Here is an 18,336-nt window from a genome sequence, read left to right as displayed (position 1 = left end):
TCGAGAGCCCGGTATCGGCTCGACCGTCGGAGGAACAGGATCGCGGGGCCGGGGCGGCTCAGCTCGTGAGGCCGCCCACGAGGCTCGGCACGTCGAGCGGGCGGAAGCCGTAATGGTCGAGCCAGCGGACGTCGGCCTCGAAGAACGGGCGCAGGTCCGGCATGCCGTATTTCAGCATGGCGATGCGGTCGATGCCGACACCGAAGGCGAAGCCCTGCACGGCGTCCGGGTCGAGCCCGCAATTGCGCAGCACGTTCGGGTGGACCATCCCGCAGCCCAGGATCTCCAGCCAGTCGTCCCCCTCGCCGAAGCGGATCTCGCCGCCCTTGCGCGAGCACTGGATGTCGACCTCGGCGGAGGGCTCGGTGAAGGGGAAGAAGGACGGGCGGAAGCGCATCTTCACGCCGTCGACCTCGAAGAACGCCTTGCAGAACTCCTCCAGCACCCATTTCAGGTTGGCGATGTTGGCCGCCTTGTCGATCACCAGCCCCTCGACTTGGTGAAACATCGGCGTGTGGGTCTGGTCGGAATCGTGCCGGTAGGTCCGCCCCGGGATGATCACGCGGATCGGTGGCGTCTGCGCCCGCATGGTCCGGACCTGTACAGGCGAGGTGTGGGTGCGCAGCACCTTGCGCTGCCCGTCGCGGTCGGGCGCCAGGAAGAAGGTGTCGTGCATCTCGCGGGCCGGGTGGCCGGGCGGGAAGTTGAGCGCCGTGAAGTTCAGCTCGTCCGTCTCGATGTCCGGACCCTCGGCGACCGCGAAGCCCATGTCGGCGAAGATCGCGGTGATCTCGTCGATCACCTGGGAGATCGGGTGGATCCGGCCGCGCACCTCGGGGGCCTCGCGGACCGGCAGGGTCACGTCGACCCGCTCGGAGGCGAGGCGGGCCTCCAGGGCGGCCTCGGCGAGTTCGGTCTTGCGGGCGGTGACGGCGCCCTGGACCCGGTCGCGCAGCCCGTTGATCAGGGGCCCGCGCTCCTTGCGCTCGTCCGGCGTCATCGACCCGAGCGTCTTCAGCAGATCCGAGACGCTGCCCTTCTTGCCGAGCGCGGCGACGCGGACCGCGTCGAGGGTGGCCTCGTCGGAGGCCGCGCTCACCTGGGCCAGGAGGTCGCGTTCCAGGGTGTCGAGATCGGTCATCGCTGTCTTCGAGCAGGGTTGGCGGAGTCGGCCGTCGGGCCGTGCTCTCGCGCGTTGCGGGCGCCGGCGCAAGCGCGAGGCGCGGGACCTCGTAAACGACGAAGGCGCGGCTCCCTGGGGAACCGCGCCTTCCGTCCGTCTCGCCTCAGGCCTGGATCAGGCGGCCTTGGCGGTGTTCTGCGGCAGCGCGGCCTTCGCCTTCTCGACGACGGCGGCGAAGCTCGCCGGCTCGTGGATCGCCAGCTCCGACAGGGCCTTGCGGTCGACGACGATGCCCGACTTCGCCAGGCCGTCGATGAAGCGCGAGTATGTCAGGCCGTGCTCGCGGACCGCCGCGTTGAGGCGCTGGATCCAGAGGGCGCGGAACGTGCGCTTCTTGTTCTTGCGGTCGCGGTAGGCATACTGCATGCCCTTCTCGACCGCCTGCTTGGCGATGCGGATCGTATTTTTGCGCCGGCCGTAATAGCCCTTGGCGGCCTTCAGAACCTTCTTGTGCTTCGCGTGACTGGTCACGCCGCGCTTGACGCGGGCCATCGGTTATCTCCTGGATTCGACGAAAGACAGTGGCAACGGGTGTTGAAGGACTTACCGCGCGTTCGGCAGGAAGTACTTCTTCACGTTGGCGGCATCGCCCTCGAACAGGGTCGTGGTGCCGCGCAGGTTGCGGATCTGCTTGGTCGTCCGCTTGATCATCCCGTGGCGCTTGCCGGCCTGGGCGTACATCACCTTGCCGGTGCCGGTGATCTTGAAGCGCTTCTTCGCGCCCGATTTCGTCTTCAACTTGGGCATTTGGCTCTCCGTTGCGCGAAATGATCCCGGACCGACCCGGGAGGATCGGATGGGGTTCGCGCGCTGATGCTTCTGGTGGAGCAGCACGAGCCGCCACGGCAGCCCTATCGGCCGGGCGGTTCGACGCGGGGCGGCTTATGACAGAAAGCTGACGCGGCGGCAACGCCCGCGGATCGGAGCACGAGATCGAGATCCGGGGGAACGCGTCGCCGGGCTCCGGCGTATCGAGCCCTGGGACCGGGCCCCTCTGCACACACCCGCGCCGGCGAGCCGGCAACGGCGGGGCAGCGGCCGTTTCGCCCGTGCTGATTCGGAGGAATTCGGGGACGGCTTGCGCGCCGCACAAAACGGCGAGGGACAGCGGGTGCGCCAGGAACCATAACCTTAGCCGTCGGTTTCATTCATGTCCCGCTCAGGCCGGCAGGGTTAGACCCCCCGTCAAATTGGCCAACCAGGAGACACTTCGTGCGCATTGCCCAGATCGCTCCGTTGTCGGAGGCCGTCCCTCCGAAGTTCTACGGCGGCACCGAGCGCGTCGTCAGCTGGATTACAGAGGAACTGGTTCGCCAGGGCCACGAAGTCACGCTGTTCGCGAGCGGTGACTCCGAGACGACTGCCAAGCTCGCGGCCTGCACGCCCGAAGGCCTCCGCCTGCTCGGCTACCGGGATCACACGGCCAGCCACCTGGCGATGCTGCATCAGGTGCACCGCCGCGCGCACGAGTTCGACATCCTGCACTTCCACATCGACCTGCTTCAGTACCCGATGTTCGAGGATCTGAACCATAAGTGCATCACCACGATGCACGGTCGCCTGGACGTGCCGGACTTCATGCCGGTCTACCGCACCTTCACGGGCATGCCGCTGGTCTCGATCTCGGACAACCAGCGCCTGCCCATGCCGCCGACCTCGAACTGGCTGGCGACGATCCATCACGGCCTGCCGGCCGAGAACTGCCCGTACTACCCGGACGCCAAGGGCGGCTACCTAGCCTTCCTCGGCCGGATCTCGCCCGAGAAGCGGCCCGACCGCGCGATCGAGATGGCGATCCGTTCCGGCACGCCCCTTAAGATCGCCGCCAAGGTCGACAAGGCCGACCAGGATTACTGGGACGAAGTCATCGAGCCGATGATCCATCACCCGCTGATCGAGTACATCGGCGAGATCAACGAGGAGCAGAAGAAGGACTTTCTCGGCAATGCCCTGGCGCTCGCCTTCCCGATCGATTGGCCCGAGCCCTTCGGCCTCGTGATGATCGAGGCGATGTCGGCCGGCACCCCGGTGATCGCGTTCCGGAACGGCTCCGTGCCGGAGGTCATCAAGGACGGCGTGGGCGGCGTTCTCTGCGAGAACATGGACGACGCCGTGGCCGCGGTCGCCAAGGTCAAGACCATGAGCCGCGCCGGCGTGCGCCGCCACTTCGAGAGCGCCTTCACCGCCGAGTGCATGGTGAAGAAGTACGTCGCCGCCTACGAGGACCTGCTCGCCCGCGGCGCCGACGTGATCAAGCTGCCGAAGTCCGGCTTCATGCCGCAGTACGGCGAGGTCAACGGCTCCGCGCGTCCGGCGATCCCGGTCGCCGCCATGCCGGCCTGAAAGCCGGCACCGGGCTTGCGAGGCGGGGCCGGCTCGGCCTAGCGTCTTAAAGGCGACTCATCCGTAGGGTGAACAAGGGCTGCTGCATCGAAGGGATGCAGCAGCCCTCTCGATTCGCACCCCTCACTTGCACCCGGAGATGCCCTGCATGGCGGCGGACAACACGGCAGCGGCCCACGATGCGAAGGCCCGGACCGCGGCGAGCGCCGGAAGCGTGGCGCACGGATTCCAGGACGCGGACGACGTCCTCCCGACCTATCACATCGAGGCGCAGACCTCCCTGGTCGAGCGGCCGCTGCGCTCGCTGAAGTTCGGCGAGGCCTTCGGCGTCCTCGATTCCTACGGCGACATCGGCGTCCAGCCCGGGCCGGAAGGCCTCTATTTCCAGGACACGCGCTACCTCTCGCGCCTGGAGGTGACGGTCGAGGGCCAGCGCCCGCTGATGCTCTCCTCGGTGATGCAGGACGATAACGGCGCCCTCAGCGTCGACATGACGACGCCCGACATCCGCATCGACGCCCACGACGAGACCTCGATCCCCCGCGAGACGATCGCGATCGAGCGCACCAAGTTCCTGTTCCGCGGCGCCTGCTACGACCGGATCGGCCTCCGCTCCTACGATTCGAAGCACCGGCGCCTGCGCATCGCCGTCACCTTCGACGCGGATTTCCGCGACCTCTTCGAGGTTCGCGGGACAGATCGACAGGAGCGCGGCAAGCGCGGCGTGCTCGTGGCGAGCGACCGCGAGGTGCAGTTCCGCTACGTCGGCCTGGACGAGATCGTCCGGACGACCTCCCTGCATTTCGGCCCGAAGCCCGATTCGATCGAGCCCGGCAAGGTCGTGTTCGACGTGTCGCTCCCGCCGGAGGGCCGGACCTCCCTGTTCATCCGCGTCACCTTCGAGGCGCACCGGGCCTTCACCAAGCCCCCGACCGACACGATGGTCGGCGAGGACGCGGCCGCCAAGCTGACGCTCGCCGCCAATGCCGGCGGTGCCCGGCGCGAGCCGAAGGATCTCGGCGAGGGGACGATCTTCGCCCGCGCCTACCGCGATTCGCGGCGCGACCTGCGGGCGCTGACGGCGGGCATCACCACGATCATCTCGTCGAACGACCAGTTCAACGAGGGGCTGTGCCGGGCGACCGCCGACCTCTACATGCTCGCGAGCCGAACCCCGGAGGGCATCTACCCCTTCGCCGGCATCCCCTGGTACTCCACGGTGTTCGGGCGCGACGGCATCATCACCGCGATGATGGCGCTCTGGATCGACCCGAAATTCGCCCGGGGCGTGCTGCGCTACCTCGCCTCGACCCAGGCCAAGGCGGTCGATCCGGCCGCCGACGCGCAGCCCGGCAAGGTCCTCCACGAGACCCGGCGCGGCGAGATGGCGATGCTCGGCGAGGTGCCGTTCCGGCACTATTACGGCACCATCGACGGCACGCCGCTCTTCGTGATGCTGGCCTGGGAGTACTACGCCGTCACGGGCGACCTCGAGACCGTGCGGGCGATCTGGCCGGCCCTCGAACTCGCGCTCGAATGGATGGACCGCTACGGCGACCGCGACGGCGACGGCTTCGTCGAGTACGCCCGCGACACCGACAAGGGTCTCGAGAATCAGGGCTGGAAGGACAGCCACGACTCGATCTTCCACACCGACGGTCACCTGGCCAAGGGCCCGATCGCCCTCTGCGAGGTGCAGGGCTACGTCTACGCCGCCAAGAACGGCATGGCGAAGCTCGCGGCGCTCCTCGGCCACGACCCGATGGCGGAGCGCCTCACCCAGGAGGCGGCGAGCCTGCGCGAGCGGTTCGACGCGGCGTTCTGGAACGAGGAGATCGGCACCTACGCGCTGGCGCTCGACGGCGCCAAGAAGCAGTGCGCGGTGCGCTCCTCCAATGCCGGCCACGCCCTGTTCACCGGCATCGCCAAGCCGGAGCGGGCGGTGCGGGTCGCCGAGACGCTGCTGTGCAAGGACGGCTTCAACGGCTGGGGTGTGCGCACGATCGCCAAGGGCGAGGCGCGCTACAACCCGATGTCCTACCACAACGGCTCGATCTGGCCGCACGACAACGCGCTGATCGCGATGGGTCTGGCGCGCTACGACCGCAAGCACGAGGCCGCGCGCATCTTCCAGGGGATGTTCGACACCTCGCTCTACCAGGACCAGAAGCGGCTGCCAGAGCTGTTCTGCGGCTTCATGCGCCGCAAGCAGCGCGGCCCCGTCTCGTACCCGGTCGCCTGCAGCCCGCAGGCCTGGGCGGCGGCGGCGCCGTTCGCGTTCCTGGCGGCCTGCCTAGGCCTCGAACTGGACCACGAGCGCAACCGTGTCCGGCTCAAGAACCCGATCCTGCCGGGCTTCCTCGACGGGGTGACGCTCTACAACGTCAAGCTCGGCGGCTCGCGCCTGGACATCCGGTTCCAGCGCTATGACGACGACGTCACCGTGTCGGTGCAGCGCCGCCACGGCGACGTGCAGGTCGTGGTGACCAAGTAGGGCCCGGGACGGGAGTTCCGGGGCGGCCCGCTTCGGGTTAAGCGGGCCGCGCGGCACGTCGCGCCGCCGAGGACGGGTTCATGCCGGCAGATCATCACGCCCCCGACGCGGCCCTGCGCCTCGCGCAGGACCTGATCCGGTGCCGGTCCGTGACGCCGGAGGATCGGGGCGCCCTCGACGTCGTCGCCGACGCGCTCCGGCCGGCCGGCTTCGCGGTCGAGCGGCCGGTCTTCTCGGAGCCCGGCTACCCCGACACACCGAACCTCTACGCCCGCGTCGGGCGGGACGGTCCGTGCCTCGTCTTCGCCGGTCACACCGACGTCGTGCCGGAGGGCGAGGGCGCGTGGCGCCACGATCCCTTCGCGGGCGCCGTGGCCGACGGGATGCTGTACGGGCGGGGAGCGGCCGATATGAAGGGCGGCGTCGCCTGCATGCTCGCGGCGACCCTCGCCTTCCTCGACCGGCGCGGCGCCGATTTCGGCGGCTCCATCGCGTTCCTGATCACCGGCGACGAGGAGGGACCGGCGGTCAACGGCACCGTGAAGCTCCTCGACTGGGCGCGGCGCCGGGGCGAGCGGTTCGACCACTGTGTCCTCGGGGAGCCGACCAATCCGGGCCGGCTCGGCGAGATGATCAAGATCGGCCGGCGCGGGTCGCTGACCGGCAAGCTCACCGTTCTCGGCCGGCAGGGCCACGTCGCCTACCCGCACAAGGCCGAGAACCCGATCCCGGGCCTGCTGCGCCTCGCCTCGGCGCTGGTCGCCGAGCCGCTGGATCGCGGGACGGCGCATTTCGACGCCTCGAACCTCGAATTCACCACGATCGACGTCGGCAACCCGGCCACCAACGTGATCCCGGCGACCGCCCGGGCGACCTTCAACGTCCGCTTCAATGACGACTGGACGGCCGAGAGCCTGGGCGAAGAGATCCGTCGGCGCCTGGAGCAGGCGGCCGGGAACGCGGTGCGCTTCAGCCTGGATCTGCAGCCCTCGAACGCGCCGGCCTTCCTGACGCGGCCGGACGCCTTCGTGACGCTGGTCGCGGAGGCGATCCGGGCCGAGACCGGCCTGACCCCGACGCTCTCCACGACGGGCGGCACGTCGGATGCCCGCTTCATCAAGGATGCCTGCCCGGTGATCGAGTTCGGCCTCGTCGGCGAGACCATGCACCAGACCGACGAGTGCGTGGCGGTCGCCGACCTAGAGCGGCTGACGGCGATCTACGGGCGCGTGCTCGACGCCTACTTCCCCGGTTCGTAGTCGACGCCCACGAAGGTCAGCCCGGCGGCCGGGGCCAGCGGCCCGCACCGGCGCTTGTCGCCCGAGGCCAGGATAGCGGCGACCGCGTCCGCCGAGAGGCGGCGGCAGCCGGCGAGCATCAGCGTGCCGACCATCGCCCGCACCTGATGGTGCAGGAACGAGCGCGCCGACGTCGCGACAACGATCTCGTCGTGGAGCGCCATCGGCGTGCGGCCCACGTCGAGCTGCTCCAGCGTGCGGATCGGGCTGTTCGCCTGGCACTCGGCGGCCCGGAAGGCCGAGAAGTCGTGGCGGCCGACGAGGCGCTGGGCGGCTTCGTGCATGAGTGCCGCGTCGAGGGGCCACGGCACGTGCCAGACATGGGCGCGCGTCAGCGCCGCGGGGCTGCGCCGATTGAGGATGCGGTAGCGGTAGTGCCGGCGGATCGCCGAGTGGCGGGCGTCGAAGCTCTCCGGCACGGTCTCGGCGGACAGGATCGCCACCGGCTGCGGCCGCAGATGGGCGTTCAGGGCGTCCCGCACCGTGTCGGTCCGCCAGTCCTTGGCGAGGTCGAGATGGGCGACCTGATGGATCGCGTGCACGCCGGCATCGGTCCGGCCCGCGCAGGTGAGCCGGGCCTCCTCGCCGGAGAAGCGCGTGACCGCCGCCTCGATCGCGCCCTGGACCGTGGGATCGTCCGCCTGCCGCTGCCAGCCGCAGAACGGACCGCCGTCGTACTCGATGACGAGCTTGTAGCGGGGCATCAGCCGGCCCCCTCAAGGTCTCTCGATAGCGCTCCGATGTTCGATCTCGCGATACGGCACAGAGCTTCGGAAAGCTGCGCGCGCGATCGTTTCTGCGAGCGTGCCGAAGCGATCCGGCGTCGCGCCGAGCCTCGCCAGGGTGCGCTGCCCTGGGTCGCTTCGCTGCGCTCGCGATGACGGGTCGGGCCGCGCGCCGAATGCCGTGAACGGGCGACGCGCATCAGCCGAGGCGGGCGCCGGGCGTCAGGCGGGCGCCGCGGACGAACTCGGCCCCGCTGGCGCTGCCGCCCTTCCCGGCGCGGCGCAGCTCCAGGAGCCGGACGGCGCCGTCCCCGCAGGCGACGGTGCCTTCGGAATCGCGCAGCGTGCCCGGCGCGCCCGAACCCTCCGCCGGGGCGGCGCGGAGCACCTTCACGCGCTCGGAGCCCTTGCCGAGATCGACCTCGAAGAAGGCACCGGGGAACGGCGACAGCCCGTTGATCCGGTTGGCGACCTCGGCCGCCGGGCGGAACCAGTCGATCCGCGCCTCGTCGTTGGTGATCTTATGGGCGTAGACGATTCCGTCCTCCGGCTGCGGCGCGAAGGTCAGCGTGCCCGCGTCCAGCGCCGCGAGGGCCCGCGCCATCAGGTCGGCGCCGAGGGGCATGAGCGCGTCGTGCAGGGCGCCCGCCGTCATGCCCGGGGTGATCGGCAACCGCGCCTCGAGGGCGACCGGGCCTGTGTCGAGACCGGCCTCCATCCGCATGACGCCGACGCCGCTCTCGGCGTCGCCCGCCATCACGGCGCGCTGGATCGGCGCCGCGCCGCGCCAGCGCGGCAGCAGGGATCCGTGCAGGTTGAGACAGCCGTACCGCGGCGCGTCGAGGATCGCCTGCGGCAGCAGCATCCCGTAGGCCACGACGACCGCGACGTCCGCCCGGTGCGCCGCGAAGGTCTCGGCGGCTTCGGGCGTGCGGAGCGTCGCGGGCGTCAGGACCGGCGCGCCGAGCGTGTCGGCGAGCGCGTGGACCGGGGAGGGGCGCAGGCTCATGCCGCGGCCGGCCCTGGCGGGCGCGCGGGTGTAGACCGCCGCGATGTCGTGCCCGTCCTGCGCGAGCCGCGCGAGCGTCGGCACCGCGAAGTCCGGCGTGCCCATGAAGACGACGCGCATGGCCGGCTCAGGCCGCGTCGCGCTTGGCCGCCTTGGTGAACTTCTTGATCACCCGGTCGCGCTTCAGCTTCGACAGGTGATCGATGAACAGCACGCCGTTCAGGTGGTCGATCTCGTGCTGGATGCAGGTCGAGAGCAGGCCGTCGGCCTCGATCTCCTGCTCCTTGCCGTCGAGGTCTCGGAACTTCACGCGCACCCGGTCCGGGCGCTCGACCTCGGCGTAGTAGTCCGGGATCGACAGGCAGCCCTCGTCGTAGACCCGCTTCTCCTCGGACGACCAGACGATCTCGGGATTGATGAAGACTCGCGCGTCGCGGACGCCTTCCTCCTTCGACGTGTCGATCGTCACGACGCGCTTCGCCACGCCGATCTGGATCGCCGCCAGCCCGACGCCAGGAGCGTCGTACATCGTCTCGAACATGTCGGCGACGAGGGTCCGGATCTCGGCGGTAATCGGCCCGACCGGTTCGGAGCCCAGGCGCAGGACGGGATCGGGAAGGATGACGAGCGGGCGGATGGTCATGGCGGGAACCGGCAGGGAAGGCGCCGGCACGGGTCCGGGCTCACCGTCGAATAGGATGCGGCCGAGGACCGGTCAAATACCGGTTCGCGACCTGTCGCCGGCCCTCAGAACACCGTCCGGCTGCGGATCGCCGCCGAGAGCGTGCCCTCGTCGAGGTAGTCGAGCTCGCCGCCGACCGGCACGCCGTGGGCGAGGCGCGTGACCTTCACGTCGCAGTGCCGGATCGACTCCGTGACGTAGTGGGCGGTGGTCTGGCCGTCGACGGTGGCGTTGAGCGCCAGGATGACCTCGGTCACCTCGGGCCGGGCCACGCGCTCCACGAGGCTCGCGAGGTTCAGGTGCTCCGGACGGACGCCGTCGAGCGCCGAGAGGACGCCGCCGAGCACGTGGTAGCGCGCCTTCACGGCCCCGGACCGCTCCAGCGCCCAGAGGTCGGACACGTCCTCCACCACCACGAGCGTCGTCGGATCCCGCTCGGCGTCGCGGCAGATCGTGCACGGGTCGGAGGTGTCGACGTTCCCGCAGCTCGTGCACACGATGATGCGGTCGGCCGCCACCCGCATCGCGTCGGCGAGGGGCCCGAGCAGCGTGTCGCGCTTCTTGATGAGCTGCAGGGCAGCCCGCCGCGCCGAGCGCGGTCCGAGGCCCGGCATGCGGGCGAGGAGCTGGATCAGGCGCTCGATCTCGGGGCCGGCGACGGCTTGGGGCATCGTGCCTCTGGGGCGAGGAAGGGGCTGCGGATCGGGACGGGCATAGACGGCGCCGGGCGCCGCGCAAGGGTCCGCGCGCCGATGCGGTCCATCGTATGTGGTATATGGGTATTCCGACGCCGCTTCGCCGGTGGCATTATGCTGCACGACGAACGGAACTGCTTACAGACCTGGGTTCCTGAGTCCACGACTGTGGTCTAACCTGTTTGTACACGTTGCGGGCTCCCGGCGGAGCCCATTATGACAGCGAAGCTTCGCCGCCTACGCGTGAGTGGGATGGCGAGCGGCCGGGAACGGAGAACCTGCGTGCGGCGGTCCTGTACGACCGCACGGACGTCTCCCGGGCAAACCCGGACGGCGGTGCCGTCCGGCTCAGTCGCGTCGACGGTCGAACAGGGGCCCGGGAGATACGATCATGACCAACATCGGTGATCACAACGCGGCCCACGGCGCCGAGGCGGCGGGCTTCCGCGACCTCAAGGCCGTCCACTGGAATTTCGAGGCCCCGCGCCTCTACGAGGAGGCCCTGTCCCGCAAGGAGGCGCAGCTCGCCCGCGGCGGCGCCCTCGTCGCCACCACCGGCAGCCATACCGGCCGCTCGCCCAAGGACAAGTTCGTGGTGCGCGACGCCGGCACCGAGAACGAGGTCTGGTGGGACAACAACGGCGCCATCACGCCCGAGCAATTCGAGACCCTGCGCCAGGACTTCCTGAAGCACGCCGAGGGCAAGGAGCTGTTCGCCCAGGACCTCTACGGCGGCGCCGATCCGGCCTACCGGGTCAAGGCCCGGGTCTTCACCGAGTTCGCGTGGCACTCGCTGTTCATCCGCAACCTGCTGATCCGTCCGGACCGCTCCGAGATCGCGTCCTACGTGCCGGACATGACGATCATCGACCTGCCGAGCTTCCAGGCCGATCCCGCCCGGCACGGCTGCCGGTCGAAGACCGTGATCGCCATCGACTTCTCGAAGAAGCTCGTGCTGATCGGCGGCTCCGCCTACGCGGGCGAGATGAAGAAGTCGGTCTTCACCTACCTGAACTACATCCTGCCCGGCCAGGGCGTGATGCCGATGCACTGCTCCGCCAACGCGGCGCTCGATGCCGAGGGCGGCTCGGCGATCTTCTTCGGCCTCTCGGGCACCGGCAAGACGACGCTGTCGAACGACAGCTCCCGCCAGCTGCTGGGCGACGACGAGCATGGCTGGTCGAACGAGGGCATCTTCAACTTCGAGGGCGGCTGCTACGCCAAGACCATCCGCCTCTCGCGCAACGCCGAGCCGGAGATCTACGCCACCACCGAGCGCTTCGGCACGGTGATGGAGAACGTGATCATCGATCCGGTCACCCGCGCACCGGATTTCGACGACGCGTCGCTCACCGAGAACACCCGCTGTGCCTACCCGCTGGACTTCATCGCCAACGCCAGCGCCTCCGGCCGGGCCGGGCATCCGAAGAACATCGTCATGCTGACCTGCGACGCCTTCGGGGTGATGCCGCCGATCGCCAAGCTCACCGGCGCCGAGGCGATGTACCACTTCCTCTCGGGCTACACCGCCAAGGTGGCCGGCACCGAGCGCGGCCTGACCGGGCCCGAGGCGACCTTCTCGACCTGCTTCGGCGCGCCGTTCATGCCGCGGCATCCGAGCACCTACGGCAACCTGCTGCGCGACCTCATCGCCAAGCACAGCGTCGATTGCTGGCTGGTCAACACGGGCTGGACCGGCGGCGGCGTCGGCACCGGCCGGCGGATGCCGATCCGCGTGACGCGCCGCCTGCTGAGCGCCGCCCTCGACGGCTCGCTGGCGCAGGCCGAGTTCCGCCGCGACCCGTATTTCGGCTTCGCGGTGCCGGTCTCGGTTCCGGGCGTCGAGCCGCACATCCTGACGCCGGTGAAGACATGGGCCAACAAGGGCGCCTTCGTGGAGACGGCGGCGCGGCTCGTGAAGATGTTCGACGACAACTTCAAGCGATTCGAGGCCCATGTCGACGCCGACGTGCGCGCCGCCGGGCCGACCGCGCAGGCGATCGCGGCGTAAACAGAGAGCGGGCGGCCCGCGGGGCCGCCCGTCCCGTTCGTCTTAGCGAGCGCAGGGAAGCAGCCCGGTCGCGCTACGCTGGATTGCTTCGCTGCGCGCGCGAAGACGGTTCGGACGTCCTGTCCGGGATGCGTCCTAGAACGGCAGCTTCATGCCCGGCGGCAGGGGCAGGCCCTTGGTCAGCTCGGCCATGCGCTCCTGCATGGTCGCCTCGGCCTTCCCGCGGGCGTCGTTGCAGGCCGCGACGATCAGGTCCTCAAGGATCTCGCGCTCGTCCGCGACCATCAGCGAGGGGTCGATGCTGACCCCCTTCATCTGACCCTTGGCGCTCATGGTGACCCGGACGGAGCCGCCGCCGGAGGCGCCGGTCACCTCGATCTCGTCCATCTCGGACTGCAGGTTGGCCATCTTCTCCTGCATGGCCTGAGCCTGCTTCATGATGCCCATCAGGTCGCGCATGCGGCTCTCTTTCCGTTTCCTCGTCTGATCTGGGTATGGCGCGGCCCGGGCGCCACCATGCGTCAGGCGTCGTCGTCCTCGACCTCGCCGACCCGCGCGGCGTCACCTTCCCCGAGGATCTCCTGCTCGGCGGAGGGGAGGGCCTCGGAGATTGTCTCGCGCACGTCGACGATCTCGGCCCCGGGGAAGCGCGTCAGAACCTCGCGCACGAATGGGTCGGCGGCGGCGTTCTCCCGGCGTGTCTCGGTCGCGGCACGGGCGGCCGCGTCGAGGGTCGGGGCGCCCTCGTCCTTCGACAGGGCCACCACCCAGCGCCGCCCGGTCCAGCGCTCGATGGCGGCGGCGATGTCGTTGGCGAGGCTCGACCGGCCGCCGGAGGCGAGGCGGAACTCGATCCGGCCCTCCTCGAAGCGCACCAGGTGGACGTCGCGCTCCAGCGCGGTCCGCAGAAGGATGTCCCGGTTGGCGTCGGCCAGCGCGATCAGGTCCTCGAACCGACCGAGACGCGGCGTCGGCGGTGCCGCGGGCGCCGGCCTCGGCGCCGGCGCACCGACGGGCGCACTTGCGGGCGCGCTGATCGGGACGCTCGCCGGCGCGTTCAGCGCGACGGGCGCGGCCAGGGGCGCCGCGACCGGGACGGGCTCCGGCGCGACCGTGCGGGGTGCCGCGGCGAGCGCCGCGGAACCGCCGCCGCGCAGGTCGGGAATCGGCGGGAGGGGCGGCCGGGCTGACGCGGCCGGGGCCTCGTCCGCGGGCGCGGCGGCGGCCTCGGCCCGGAGCTGGCGCAGGGCCTCGTCGGGTGTGGGCAGGTCGGCCGCGTAGGCGAGGCGCACGATCGCCATCTCGGCGGCCGCGAGGGGCCGGGGCGCCGCCTGGACCTCGGGAATCGCCTTCAGCAGGATCTGCCACGCCCGCGACAGGGCGCGGATCGACAGCTTCTCGGCGAACGCGGCGCCGCGGACGCGCTCGGTCTCGCTGAGCGTCGGGTCGGCGGCGGCTTCCGGCACCACCTTGAGCCGGGTGACGAGGTGCGTGAAGGCCGCGAGATCCGAGAGTACGACCGACGGGTCCGCGCCGGAATCGTACTGCGCTCGCAGCTCCGCGAAGGCGGCCGGCACCGCGCCGCGCATCACCGCCTCGAACAGGGCGAGGATCCGGGCGCGGTCAGCGAGGCCCAGCATGTCGCGCACGCTCTGCGCCGTGATCGTGCCGGCGCCGTGGGCGATCGCCTGGTCGAGCAGCGAGAGCGCGTCGCGCACCGACCCTTCCGCGGCGCGCACGATGGCGCCCAGAGCCTCGTCCTCGACCGATACGCCCTCGGCCGCGCAGACCTTCGCGAGATGCGCGTGCAGGGTCGGCGCCTCGACCCGGCGCAGGTCGAATCGCTGGCAGCGGGACAGGATCGTCACCGGGACCTTGCGGATCTCCGTGGTGGCGAACACGAATTTCGCGTGCGGCGGCGGCTCCTCCAGCGTCTTCAGGAAGGCGTTGAACGCCTTCTCGGAGAGCATGTGGACCTCGTCCACGATGTAGACCTTGTAGCGCGCCGAGACCGGCCCGTAGCGGATGCCGTCGATGATCGCCCGGACGTCGTCGATGCCGGTATGCGAGGCGGCGTCCATCTCCAGCACGTCCATGTGCCGGGATTCCATGATCGCCGCGCAGTGGAGGCCGAGTTCCGGCATCGACACGGTCGGGCCGGTGTCGGGCTGTCCGGCGCGGGCGTAGTTGAGGCCGCGCGCCAGGATGCGGGCCGTCGTGGTCTTGCCGACTCCGCGGACGCCGGTGAGCATCCAGGCCTGCGGGATGCGGTTGGCCGCGAACCCGTTGGCGAGGGTCCGCACCATCGCGTCCTGGCCGATCAGGTCGCCGAAATTGGTGGGGCGGTACTTGCGCGCGAGCACCCGGTAGGGCGTCGCCGCGGCGGGGGGCGCTGGAAACCCGGGCAGGCCCGGCTCGTCGTCAGGCGTGCCGGTCGTAGCGTCCATGCCGTGTCTGGGTCCGGCTGCCGCGCGCCGTGGAATGAGGTGGGAGGCTGGACGAAGACCCGCTCGGTCTCGTTAGGGCTGCTTCCTTCCGGACCTGACCCGGTTGGCGAGTGAAACGTCCCTCGCCAACCCCCCGCCGGCTATATGGCCGGGCCTCGGCCCGAACGCAAGCGCTGCTGAAGCCGAGTCGAAGCGCAGCCGAAGCGCTGCCTCACTCGGCCTTGCGCTTCACGATGGCCAGGGTCTTCGGATCGAGCTTCAGGTCGAACTGCTTGCCGCTCGCGTCGATCGCGTCGTCGACCTCGATCATGCCGTCGTCGAGCTCGATCTCCTTCCACTTGGTGAAGCCCTCCTGCTTGAGCATGGCCTCGACCTTGGCCTGCTGATCGGGCGGAAGCTTCTCGTCGGCGCGGGCGGCGAGGCCGGTGCCCGCGATCAAGGTCAGGGCGAGAAGGGACGTGGTCAGGCGCATGGCTGTCTCCGATCCGGCAATTGTTTCCGGCTGTGAACAGGCGTGCCGCGGCGGAGTTCCATGGCGACGATCCCCTTGAGCCGCCACCGAATCTGCCGCACATCTTGGCCGTACCGGAACGCGGCGGCGAGGACACTGCACGAATGGTCACCCGCGTCGCCACCGTGGCCTTCGAGGGCATCGAGGCGCGGGCGGTGGACGTGCAGGTCCAGATCGTGCCGGGCTCGGTGGTGTTCACCGTCGTCGGTCTGCCCGACAAGGCGGTGGCGGAATCGCGCGAGCGGGTCCGCGGAGCGCTGATCGCCTCGGGGCTGGCGCTGCCGGCCAAGCGCATCACGGTGAACCTCGCCCCGGCGGATCTTCCCAAGGAAGGCTCGCATTTCGACCTGCCGATCGCGCTGGGCGTCATGGCGGCCATCGGCGCGATCCCGGCGGACGCGCTCGCCGGCTACTGCGTCCTGGGCGAGCTCGCCCTCGACGGCAGCATCACGGCGGTGAGCGGCGTGCTGCCGGCCGCGATGGCGGCGGCCGATCGGGGGCTCGGGCTCATCTGCCCGGCGTCCACTGGGCCGGAGGCGGCCTGGGCGGGGGGCGACCTCGACGTGCTCGCGCCGCGCTCGCTGATCCAGCTCGCCAACCACTTCAAGGGCAGCCAGGTGATGGCGCGGCCGGAGCCCGCCGTCGCCGCGCCGGCCGGGCCGCTGCCGGACCTCGCCGACATCAAGGGGCAGGAGGGCGCCAAGCGCGCCCTGGAGATCGCGGCCGCCGGGGGCCACAACCTGTTCATGTTAACGACGTGAAGACCCGTATGCTCGATACTGTCACTAGGCAGGTGTAGGCGTCAGACAGGTTCATTGTGCTGGCGTCTAAGCAGTCTCAGCGCAAACGGCCGATTGAGGCCGACCTACTCGTCATCCTTGTCGGTCAGCTTGCTTGCACTTTCTCTGAGTTTTCCATCAATAAAATAGAGCGGGCGAAATTTTTTGAGTTTTTCGTCCGTTCTTTGTAGTTTCTCAAGATCCCGCCGCTTGTATCCCAACTTTCCCACGTCAATCACGACATAATGAACAAAGTCAACACCCTCTGCTCCAGCGTATGCATCGAGCTGTGTTTTATAGCCCTGGACAGTTTTGCCGTTCGTTGAAAGTTTTATCTCAACCAGAGCTTTGCTTTCTCCAGATGACATCTTGAAATCAACCGGGCCTGCTCCCGCATCAGCCTCGGGAGACATATCTAATTTGTTGGATTGACAATACGAAATTGCAACAGCCAGAAATAAAAGCTGAGCAAACCTCTCGTGCCTCGGCTTGTAATCTACAAAGAACAGCCTGTTAAGACGATTTTGCTCGACCAGTTTTTGGAATTGCTGGATAATCTGGACGATGACCGAATTTATTCGATCAACATCTGGCAGTCGCCTGTCGTCGGTAATCTTAAAATTGTCTTGAGATATGGCCTCATCGGCAGCTTCGCGCCAAAGCATAATGCCCGCTGGATCTTTGACCAAGTCATAATGATTTTTTTCGGTAATTTTCAGTAGGTCTAGGAAAATCTGGAAAGCATTGGCGTCACGTAGGGCGTAGTTCTTCAAACGGTCACGTTCATTTTTGTACTGAATAACGAAAATTTCGGAAAGGTGTGCATTGACGCGATCTCTAAGTTCCGCATTTTCTTCGGCGATCTTTGCAATGTCACGTGGATCTTCTAAAATTGGAAGGTATTTGAGGATGTCGTCAGAAAGCAAAATTATAGGTGTCGTTGGGTCGCTGAACGGATTTGGCACAAGTTCATACCAGTCGCCTCGGATTTCGAACATATCCGTCGGAAGCTTTAAGCCCAAGTCGCTTTCGATCTCCGAGATAATGCGTCGATTAAACGCGACAATGTGTTTGAGTCCAATACACGCAACCATGTCGCTTATAAGATCTGAACCAATGCCCTTTTCAAAGAGGGACAAAGCTGAGAATAACTCAGGATCTTTCACGCCAATTTCGATGAGGTTGCTTGCCCATCTCAATGCTTGTGCGGCTTTCATTGGACCAAAGGCGTGCCCGCGAGTAGATCGGCGGCTATATCCGAGGCAGGTCCCATGCATGTTTTGCGCTTCACTCAGATGAAATTTTTTGAATGCGGCGTTCCAAGCTTTGTCGCCTTCAAAGACTGAGGCCCTCAGAAGGCTGTAAACTGTCGAAAAATGCTCTTCGTAGGTATCGAACACGCCTTCAGAAAATTCTTTATGTCTGCTGTATGCTAGCAGAAACGGATCAATGAAAAGCGGCGCGTCTATATCCAGGGTTGGGTCGAAAACGCCATGTTGTTCCATCCATTTGGGATCGATAGTGAACGTGGCCGAAAACTTATTTCCAATTGCGACGGCCATGCTGTTGCATCCTGAGCGTTGCCTTGGGGCGACCATAGGTTGTTGCCCCCCTCATTGCAGCGGGGATGAGCCTCGGATTGAGATAGTGCTGTGGATAGAGGGCAGCTCAGTTCGTCCTTCTCTCAATCCGATGGAAATGAATTGTAGGCCCGCGAGTCGTGTCGGTGCTCGCCCTCCGCTCAGTTTGGGCATGCAGAACGGAGAGCGAGCACGACGATAACTCACCAGAGCTGCCAAGCGCGGCCAGCGCCCAGTAGCACGAGGAACACCAGGGCAGCGGCAATGGCCAACGCGCCTTTGGCGTCGGCCTCGAACAGGCCGAACAGAAGCCGCACCTTGAGTTGGTGGTCGGATGATTGATTTTTTTGTGTATTGTCCATCAGAGCCGTCGCGGTCGGGCTCACAATGGAAGGGTACGTGTCCGGCATTCGGTCACGGACCTTCCATCCTGGCGTGAGCCTGGATTGAAGATCCGCAACGTGCTCCCCGCGGGCCCGTGTACGGTGGCGAATTGTACTGCTCTGGCTGCCAAATAGTTTGGCTGCCGTGTACGACGCGGGGAGAGGCTGCCCACAATTGGGACTGCCATGGAACGTC

The 18,336-nt window shown here is 67.9% G+C and carries 16 protein-coding genes, 1 other RNA gene and 1 pseudogene; 5 read left to right on the top strand and 13 right to left on the bottom strand.

All coding sequences use genetic code 11. The features are described 5' to 3' along the window. Positions 1–58 precede the first annotated feature (58 nt). The 3 genes from pheS to rpmI form a co-directional block, all read right to left on the bottom strand. The gene (pheS, locus tag ABIC30_RS09840) at positions 59–1,141 is read right to left on the bottom strand and encodes a phenylalanine--tRNA ligase subunit alpha (RefSeq protein ID WP_020092798.1); all 1,083 of its coding nucleotides are present in this window, start codon (positions 1,139–1,141) and stop codon (positions 59–61) included. A 156-nt stretch (positions 1,142–1,297) separates the two neighbouring features. Next, positions 1,298–1,675, bottom strand: a complete 378-nt coding sequence (rplT, locus tag ABIC30_RS09835) for a 50S ribosomal protein L20 (protein WP_012320099.1) — start codon at positions 1,673–1,675, stop codon at positions 1,298–1,300. Positions 1,676–1,726: 51 nt separating this feature from the next. Beyond that, complete coding sequence (gene rpmI, locus ABIC30_RS09830; protein ID WP_007561407.1) at positions 1,727–1,930, bottom strand: 50S ribosomal protein L35; 204 nt, start codon at positions 1,928–1,930, stop codon at positions 1,727–1,729. Positions 1,931–2,395: 465 nt separating this feature from the next. On the opposite strand from rpmI, the gene ABIC30_RS09825 reads away from it, so the two are divergent. The 3 genes from ABIC30_RS09825 (at position 2,396) to dapE (ending at position 7,279) form a co-directional block, all read left to right on the top strand. Then, positions 2,396–3,526 carry a glycosyltransferase family 4 protein gene (locus tag ABIC30_RS09825; protein WP_026604868.1) on the top strand — a complete coding sequence of 377 codons (1,131 nt, stop codon included), beginning with the start codon at positions 2,396–2,398 and terminating at the stop codon, positions 3,524–3,526. Between the two features lie 148 nt (positions 3,527–3,674). Then, positions 3,675–6,020, top strand: coding sequence for an amylo-alpha-1,6-glucosidase (locus tag ABIC30_RS09820; RefSeq protein ID WP_354454827.1), 2,346 nt, complete (start codon positions 3,675–3,677; stop codon positions 6,018–6,020). 80 nt (positions 6,021–6,100) lie between these two features. Then, positions 6,101–7,279 carry a succinyl-diaminopimelate desuccinylase gene (gene dapE / locus ABIC30_RS09815; protein WP_020092795.1) on the top strand — a complete coding sequence of 393 codons (1,179 nt, stop codon included), beginning with the start codon at positions 6,101–6,103 and terminating at the stop codon, positions 7,277–7,279. On the opposite strand, the gene truA is transcribed toward dapE, so the two are convergent. From truA to recR, 4 genes are all read right to left on the bottom strand, one after another. Continuing rightward, positions 7,261–8,022, bottom strand: a complete 762-nt coding sequence (truA, locus tag ABIC30_RS09810; protein WP_020092794.1) for a tRNA pseudouridine(38-40) synthase TruA — start codon at positions 8,020–8,022, stop codon at positions 7,261–7,263. The two genes, dapE and truA, sit on opposite strands and share 19 nt — an antisense overlap. A 220-nt stretch (positions 8,023–8,242) precedes the next feature. Continuing rightward, positions 8,243–9,172, bottom strand: a complete 930-nt coding sequence (gene fmt, locus ABIC30_RS09805; RefSeq protein WP_020092793.1) for a methionyl-tRNA formyltransferase — start codon at positions 9,170–9,172, stop codon at positions 8,243–8,245. A gap of 7 nt (positions 9,173–9,179) precedes the next feature. Continuing rightward, complete coding sequence (def, locus tag ABIC30_RS09800) at positions 9,180–9,695, bottom strand: peptide deformylase (protein ID WP_020092792.1); 516 nt, start codon at positions 9,693–9,695, stop codon at positions 9,180–9,182. A gap of 104 nt (positions 9,696–9,799) precedes the next feature. Beyond that, entirely contained in the window at positions 9,800–10,405 is a 606-nt protein-coding gene (recR, locus tag ABIC30_RS09795) for a recombination mediator RecR (RefSeq protein WP_020092791.1), read from the bottom strand. Between the two features lie 415 nt (positions 10,406–10,820). Here recR and ABIC30_RS09790 point away from each other — a divergent pair, with 415 nt between their 5' ends. After that, positions 10,821–12,440: a phosphoenolpyruvate carboxykinase gene (locus tag ABIC30_RS09790; protein WP_020092790.1), complete on the top strand. Its 1,620-nt coding sequence runs from the start codon at positions 10,821–10,823 to the stop codon at positions 12,438–12,440. Between the two features lie 135 nt (positions 12,441–12,575). On the opposite strand, the gene ABIC30_RS09785 is transcribed toward ABIC30_RS09790, so the two are convergent. The 4 genes from ABIC30_RS09785 to ABIC30_RS09770 all read right to left on the bottom strand — a co-directional run bounded on the left by ABIC30_RS09785 (position 12,576) and on the right by ABIC30_RS09770 (position 15,359). Next, positions 12,576–12,899 carry a YbaB/EbfC family nucleoid-associated protein gene (locus ABIC30_RS09785; protein ID WP_020092789.1) on the bottom strand — a complete coding sequence of 108 codons (324 nt, stop codon included), beginning with the start codon at positions 12,897–12,899 and terminating at the stop codon, positions 12,576–12,578. A 62-nt stretch (positions 12,900–12,961) separates the two neighbouring features. Next, positions 12,962–14,887 (bottom strand): DNA polymerase III subunit gamma/tau, encoded by a 1,926-nt coding sequence (locus ABIC30_RS09780; RefSeq protein WP_020092788.1) that lies wholly within the window; start codon positions 14,885–14,887, stop codon positions 12,962–12,964. Positions 14,888–14,924: 37 nt separating this feature from the next. Beyond that, an RNA gene (gene ffs, locus ABIC30_RS09775) (signal recognition particle sRNA small type) lies at positions 14,925–15,023 on the bottom strand. Positions 15,024–15,098: 75 nt separating this feature from the next. Further along, positions 15,099–15,359 carry a PepSY domain-containing protein gene (locus tag ABIC30_RS09770; RefSeq protein ID WP_020092787.1) on the bottom strand — a complete coding sequence of 87 codons (261 nt, stop codon included), beginning with the start codon at positions 15,357–15,359 and terminating at the stop codon, positions 15,099–15,101. A 143-nt stretch (positions 15,360–15,502) separates the two neighbouring features. Between ABIC30_RS09770 and ABIC30_RS09765 the strand changes: the two are divergent. Further along, positions 15,503–16,147: pseudogene (locus ABIC30_RS09765) on the top strand (magnesium chelatase domain-containing protein); the annotation flags it as partial. A gap of 116 nt (positions 16,148–16,263) precedes the next feature. Here ABIC30_RS09765 and ABIC30_RS09760 read toward each other — a convergent pair. Further along, on the bottom strand, positions 16,264–17,739 hold the full coding sequence (locus ABIC30_RS09760; RefSeq protein WP_354454822.1) for a DUF8370 family protein: 1,476 nt from the start codon (positions 17,737–17,739) through the stop codon (positions 16,264–16,266). Between the two features lie 221 nt (positions 17,740–17,960). Then, positions 17,961–18,167 (bottom strand): hypothetical protein, encoded by a 207-nt coding sequence (locus ABIC30_RS09755; protein WP_354454820.1) that lies wholly within the window; start codon positions 18,165–18,167, stop codon positions 17,961–17,963. Positions 18,168–18,336: the final 169 nt, after the last annotated feature.

The sequence above is a fragment of the Methylobacterium sp. 1030 genome (assembly GCF_040544715.1).
Taxonomy (GTDB): domain Bacteria; phylum Pseudomonadota; class Alphaproteobacteria; order Rhizobiales; family Beijerinckiaceae; genus Methylobacterium.
The sequence above is the reverse complement of the archived record's forward strand: the minus strand, read 5'-3'. Positions and strand labels throughout refer to the sequence as shown.

Bases quoted from the DNA above. Each gene is read 5' to 3' on its own strand.
- rplT (WP_012320099.1), bottom strand. From the start codon at position 1,675: ATGGCCCGCGTCAAGCGCGGCGTGACCAGTCACGCGAAGCACAAGAAG.
- truA (WP_020092794.1), bottom strand. From the start codon at position 8,022: ATGCCCCGCTACAAGCTCGTCATCGAGTACGACGGCGGTCCGTTCTGC.
- ABIC30_RS09780 (WP_020092788.1), bottom strand. From the start codon at position 14,887: ATGGACGCTACGACCGGCACGCCTGACGACGAGCCGGGCCTGCCCGGG.
- ABIC30_RS09755 (WP_354454820.1), bottom strand. From the start codon at position 18,167: ATGCCGGACACGTACCCTTCCATTGTGAGCCCGACCGCGACGGCTCTG.
- fmt (WP_020092793.1), bottom strand. From the start codon at position 9,172: ATGCGCGTCGTCTTCATGGGCACGCCGGACTTCGCGGTGCCGACGCTC.
- dapE (WP_020092795.1), top strand. From the start codon at position 6,101: ATGCCGGCAGATCATCACGCCCCCGACGCGGCCCTGCGCCTCGCGCAG.
- def (WP_020092792.1), bottom strand. From the start codon at position 9,695: ATGACCATCCGCCCGCTCGTCATCCTTCCCGATCCCGTCCTGCGCCTG.
- ABIC30_RS09790 (WP_020092790.1), top strand. From the start codon at position 10,821: ATGACCAACATCGGTGATCACAACGCGGCCCACGGCGCCGAGGCGGCG.
- recR (WP_020092791.1), bottom strand. From the start codon at position 10,405: ATGCCCCAAGCCGTCGCCGGCCCCGAGATCGAGCGCCTGATCCAGCTC.
- pheS (WP_020092798.1), bottom strand. From the start codon at position 1,141: ATGACCGATCTCGACACCCTGGAACGCGACCTCCTGGCCCAGGTGAGC.
- ABIC30_RS09820 (WP_354454827.1), top strand. From the start codon at position 3,675: ATGGCGGCGGACAACACGGCAGCGGCCCACGATGCGAAGGCCCGGACC.
- ABIC30_RS09770 (WP_020092787.1), bottom strand. From the start codon at position 15,359: ATGCGCCTGACCACGTCCCTTCTCGCCCTGACCTTGATCGCGGGCACC.
- rpmI (WP_007561407.1), bottom strand. From the start codon at position 1,930: ATGCCCAAGTTGAAGACGAAATCGGGCGCGAAGAAGCGCTTCAAGATC.
- ABIC30_RS09760 (WP_354454822.1), bottom strand. From the start codon at position 17,739: ATGGCCGTCGCAATTGGAAATAAGTTTTCGGCCACGTTCACTATCGAT.
- ABIC30_RS09785 (WP_020092789.1), bottom strand. From the start codon at position 12,899: ATGCGCGACCTGATGGGCATCATGAAGCAGGCTCAGGCCATGCAGGAG.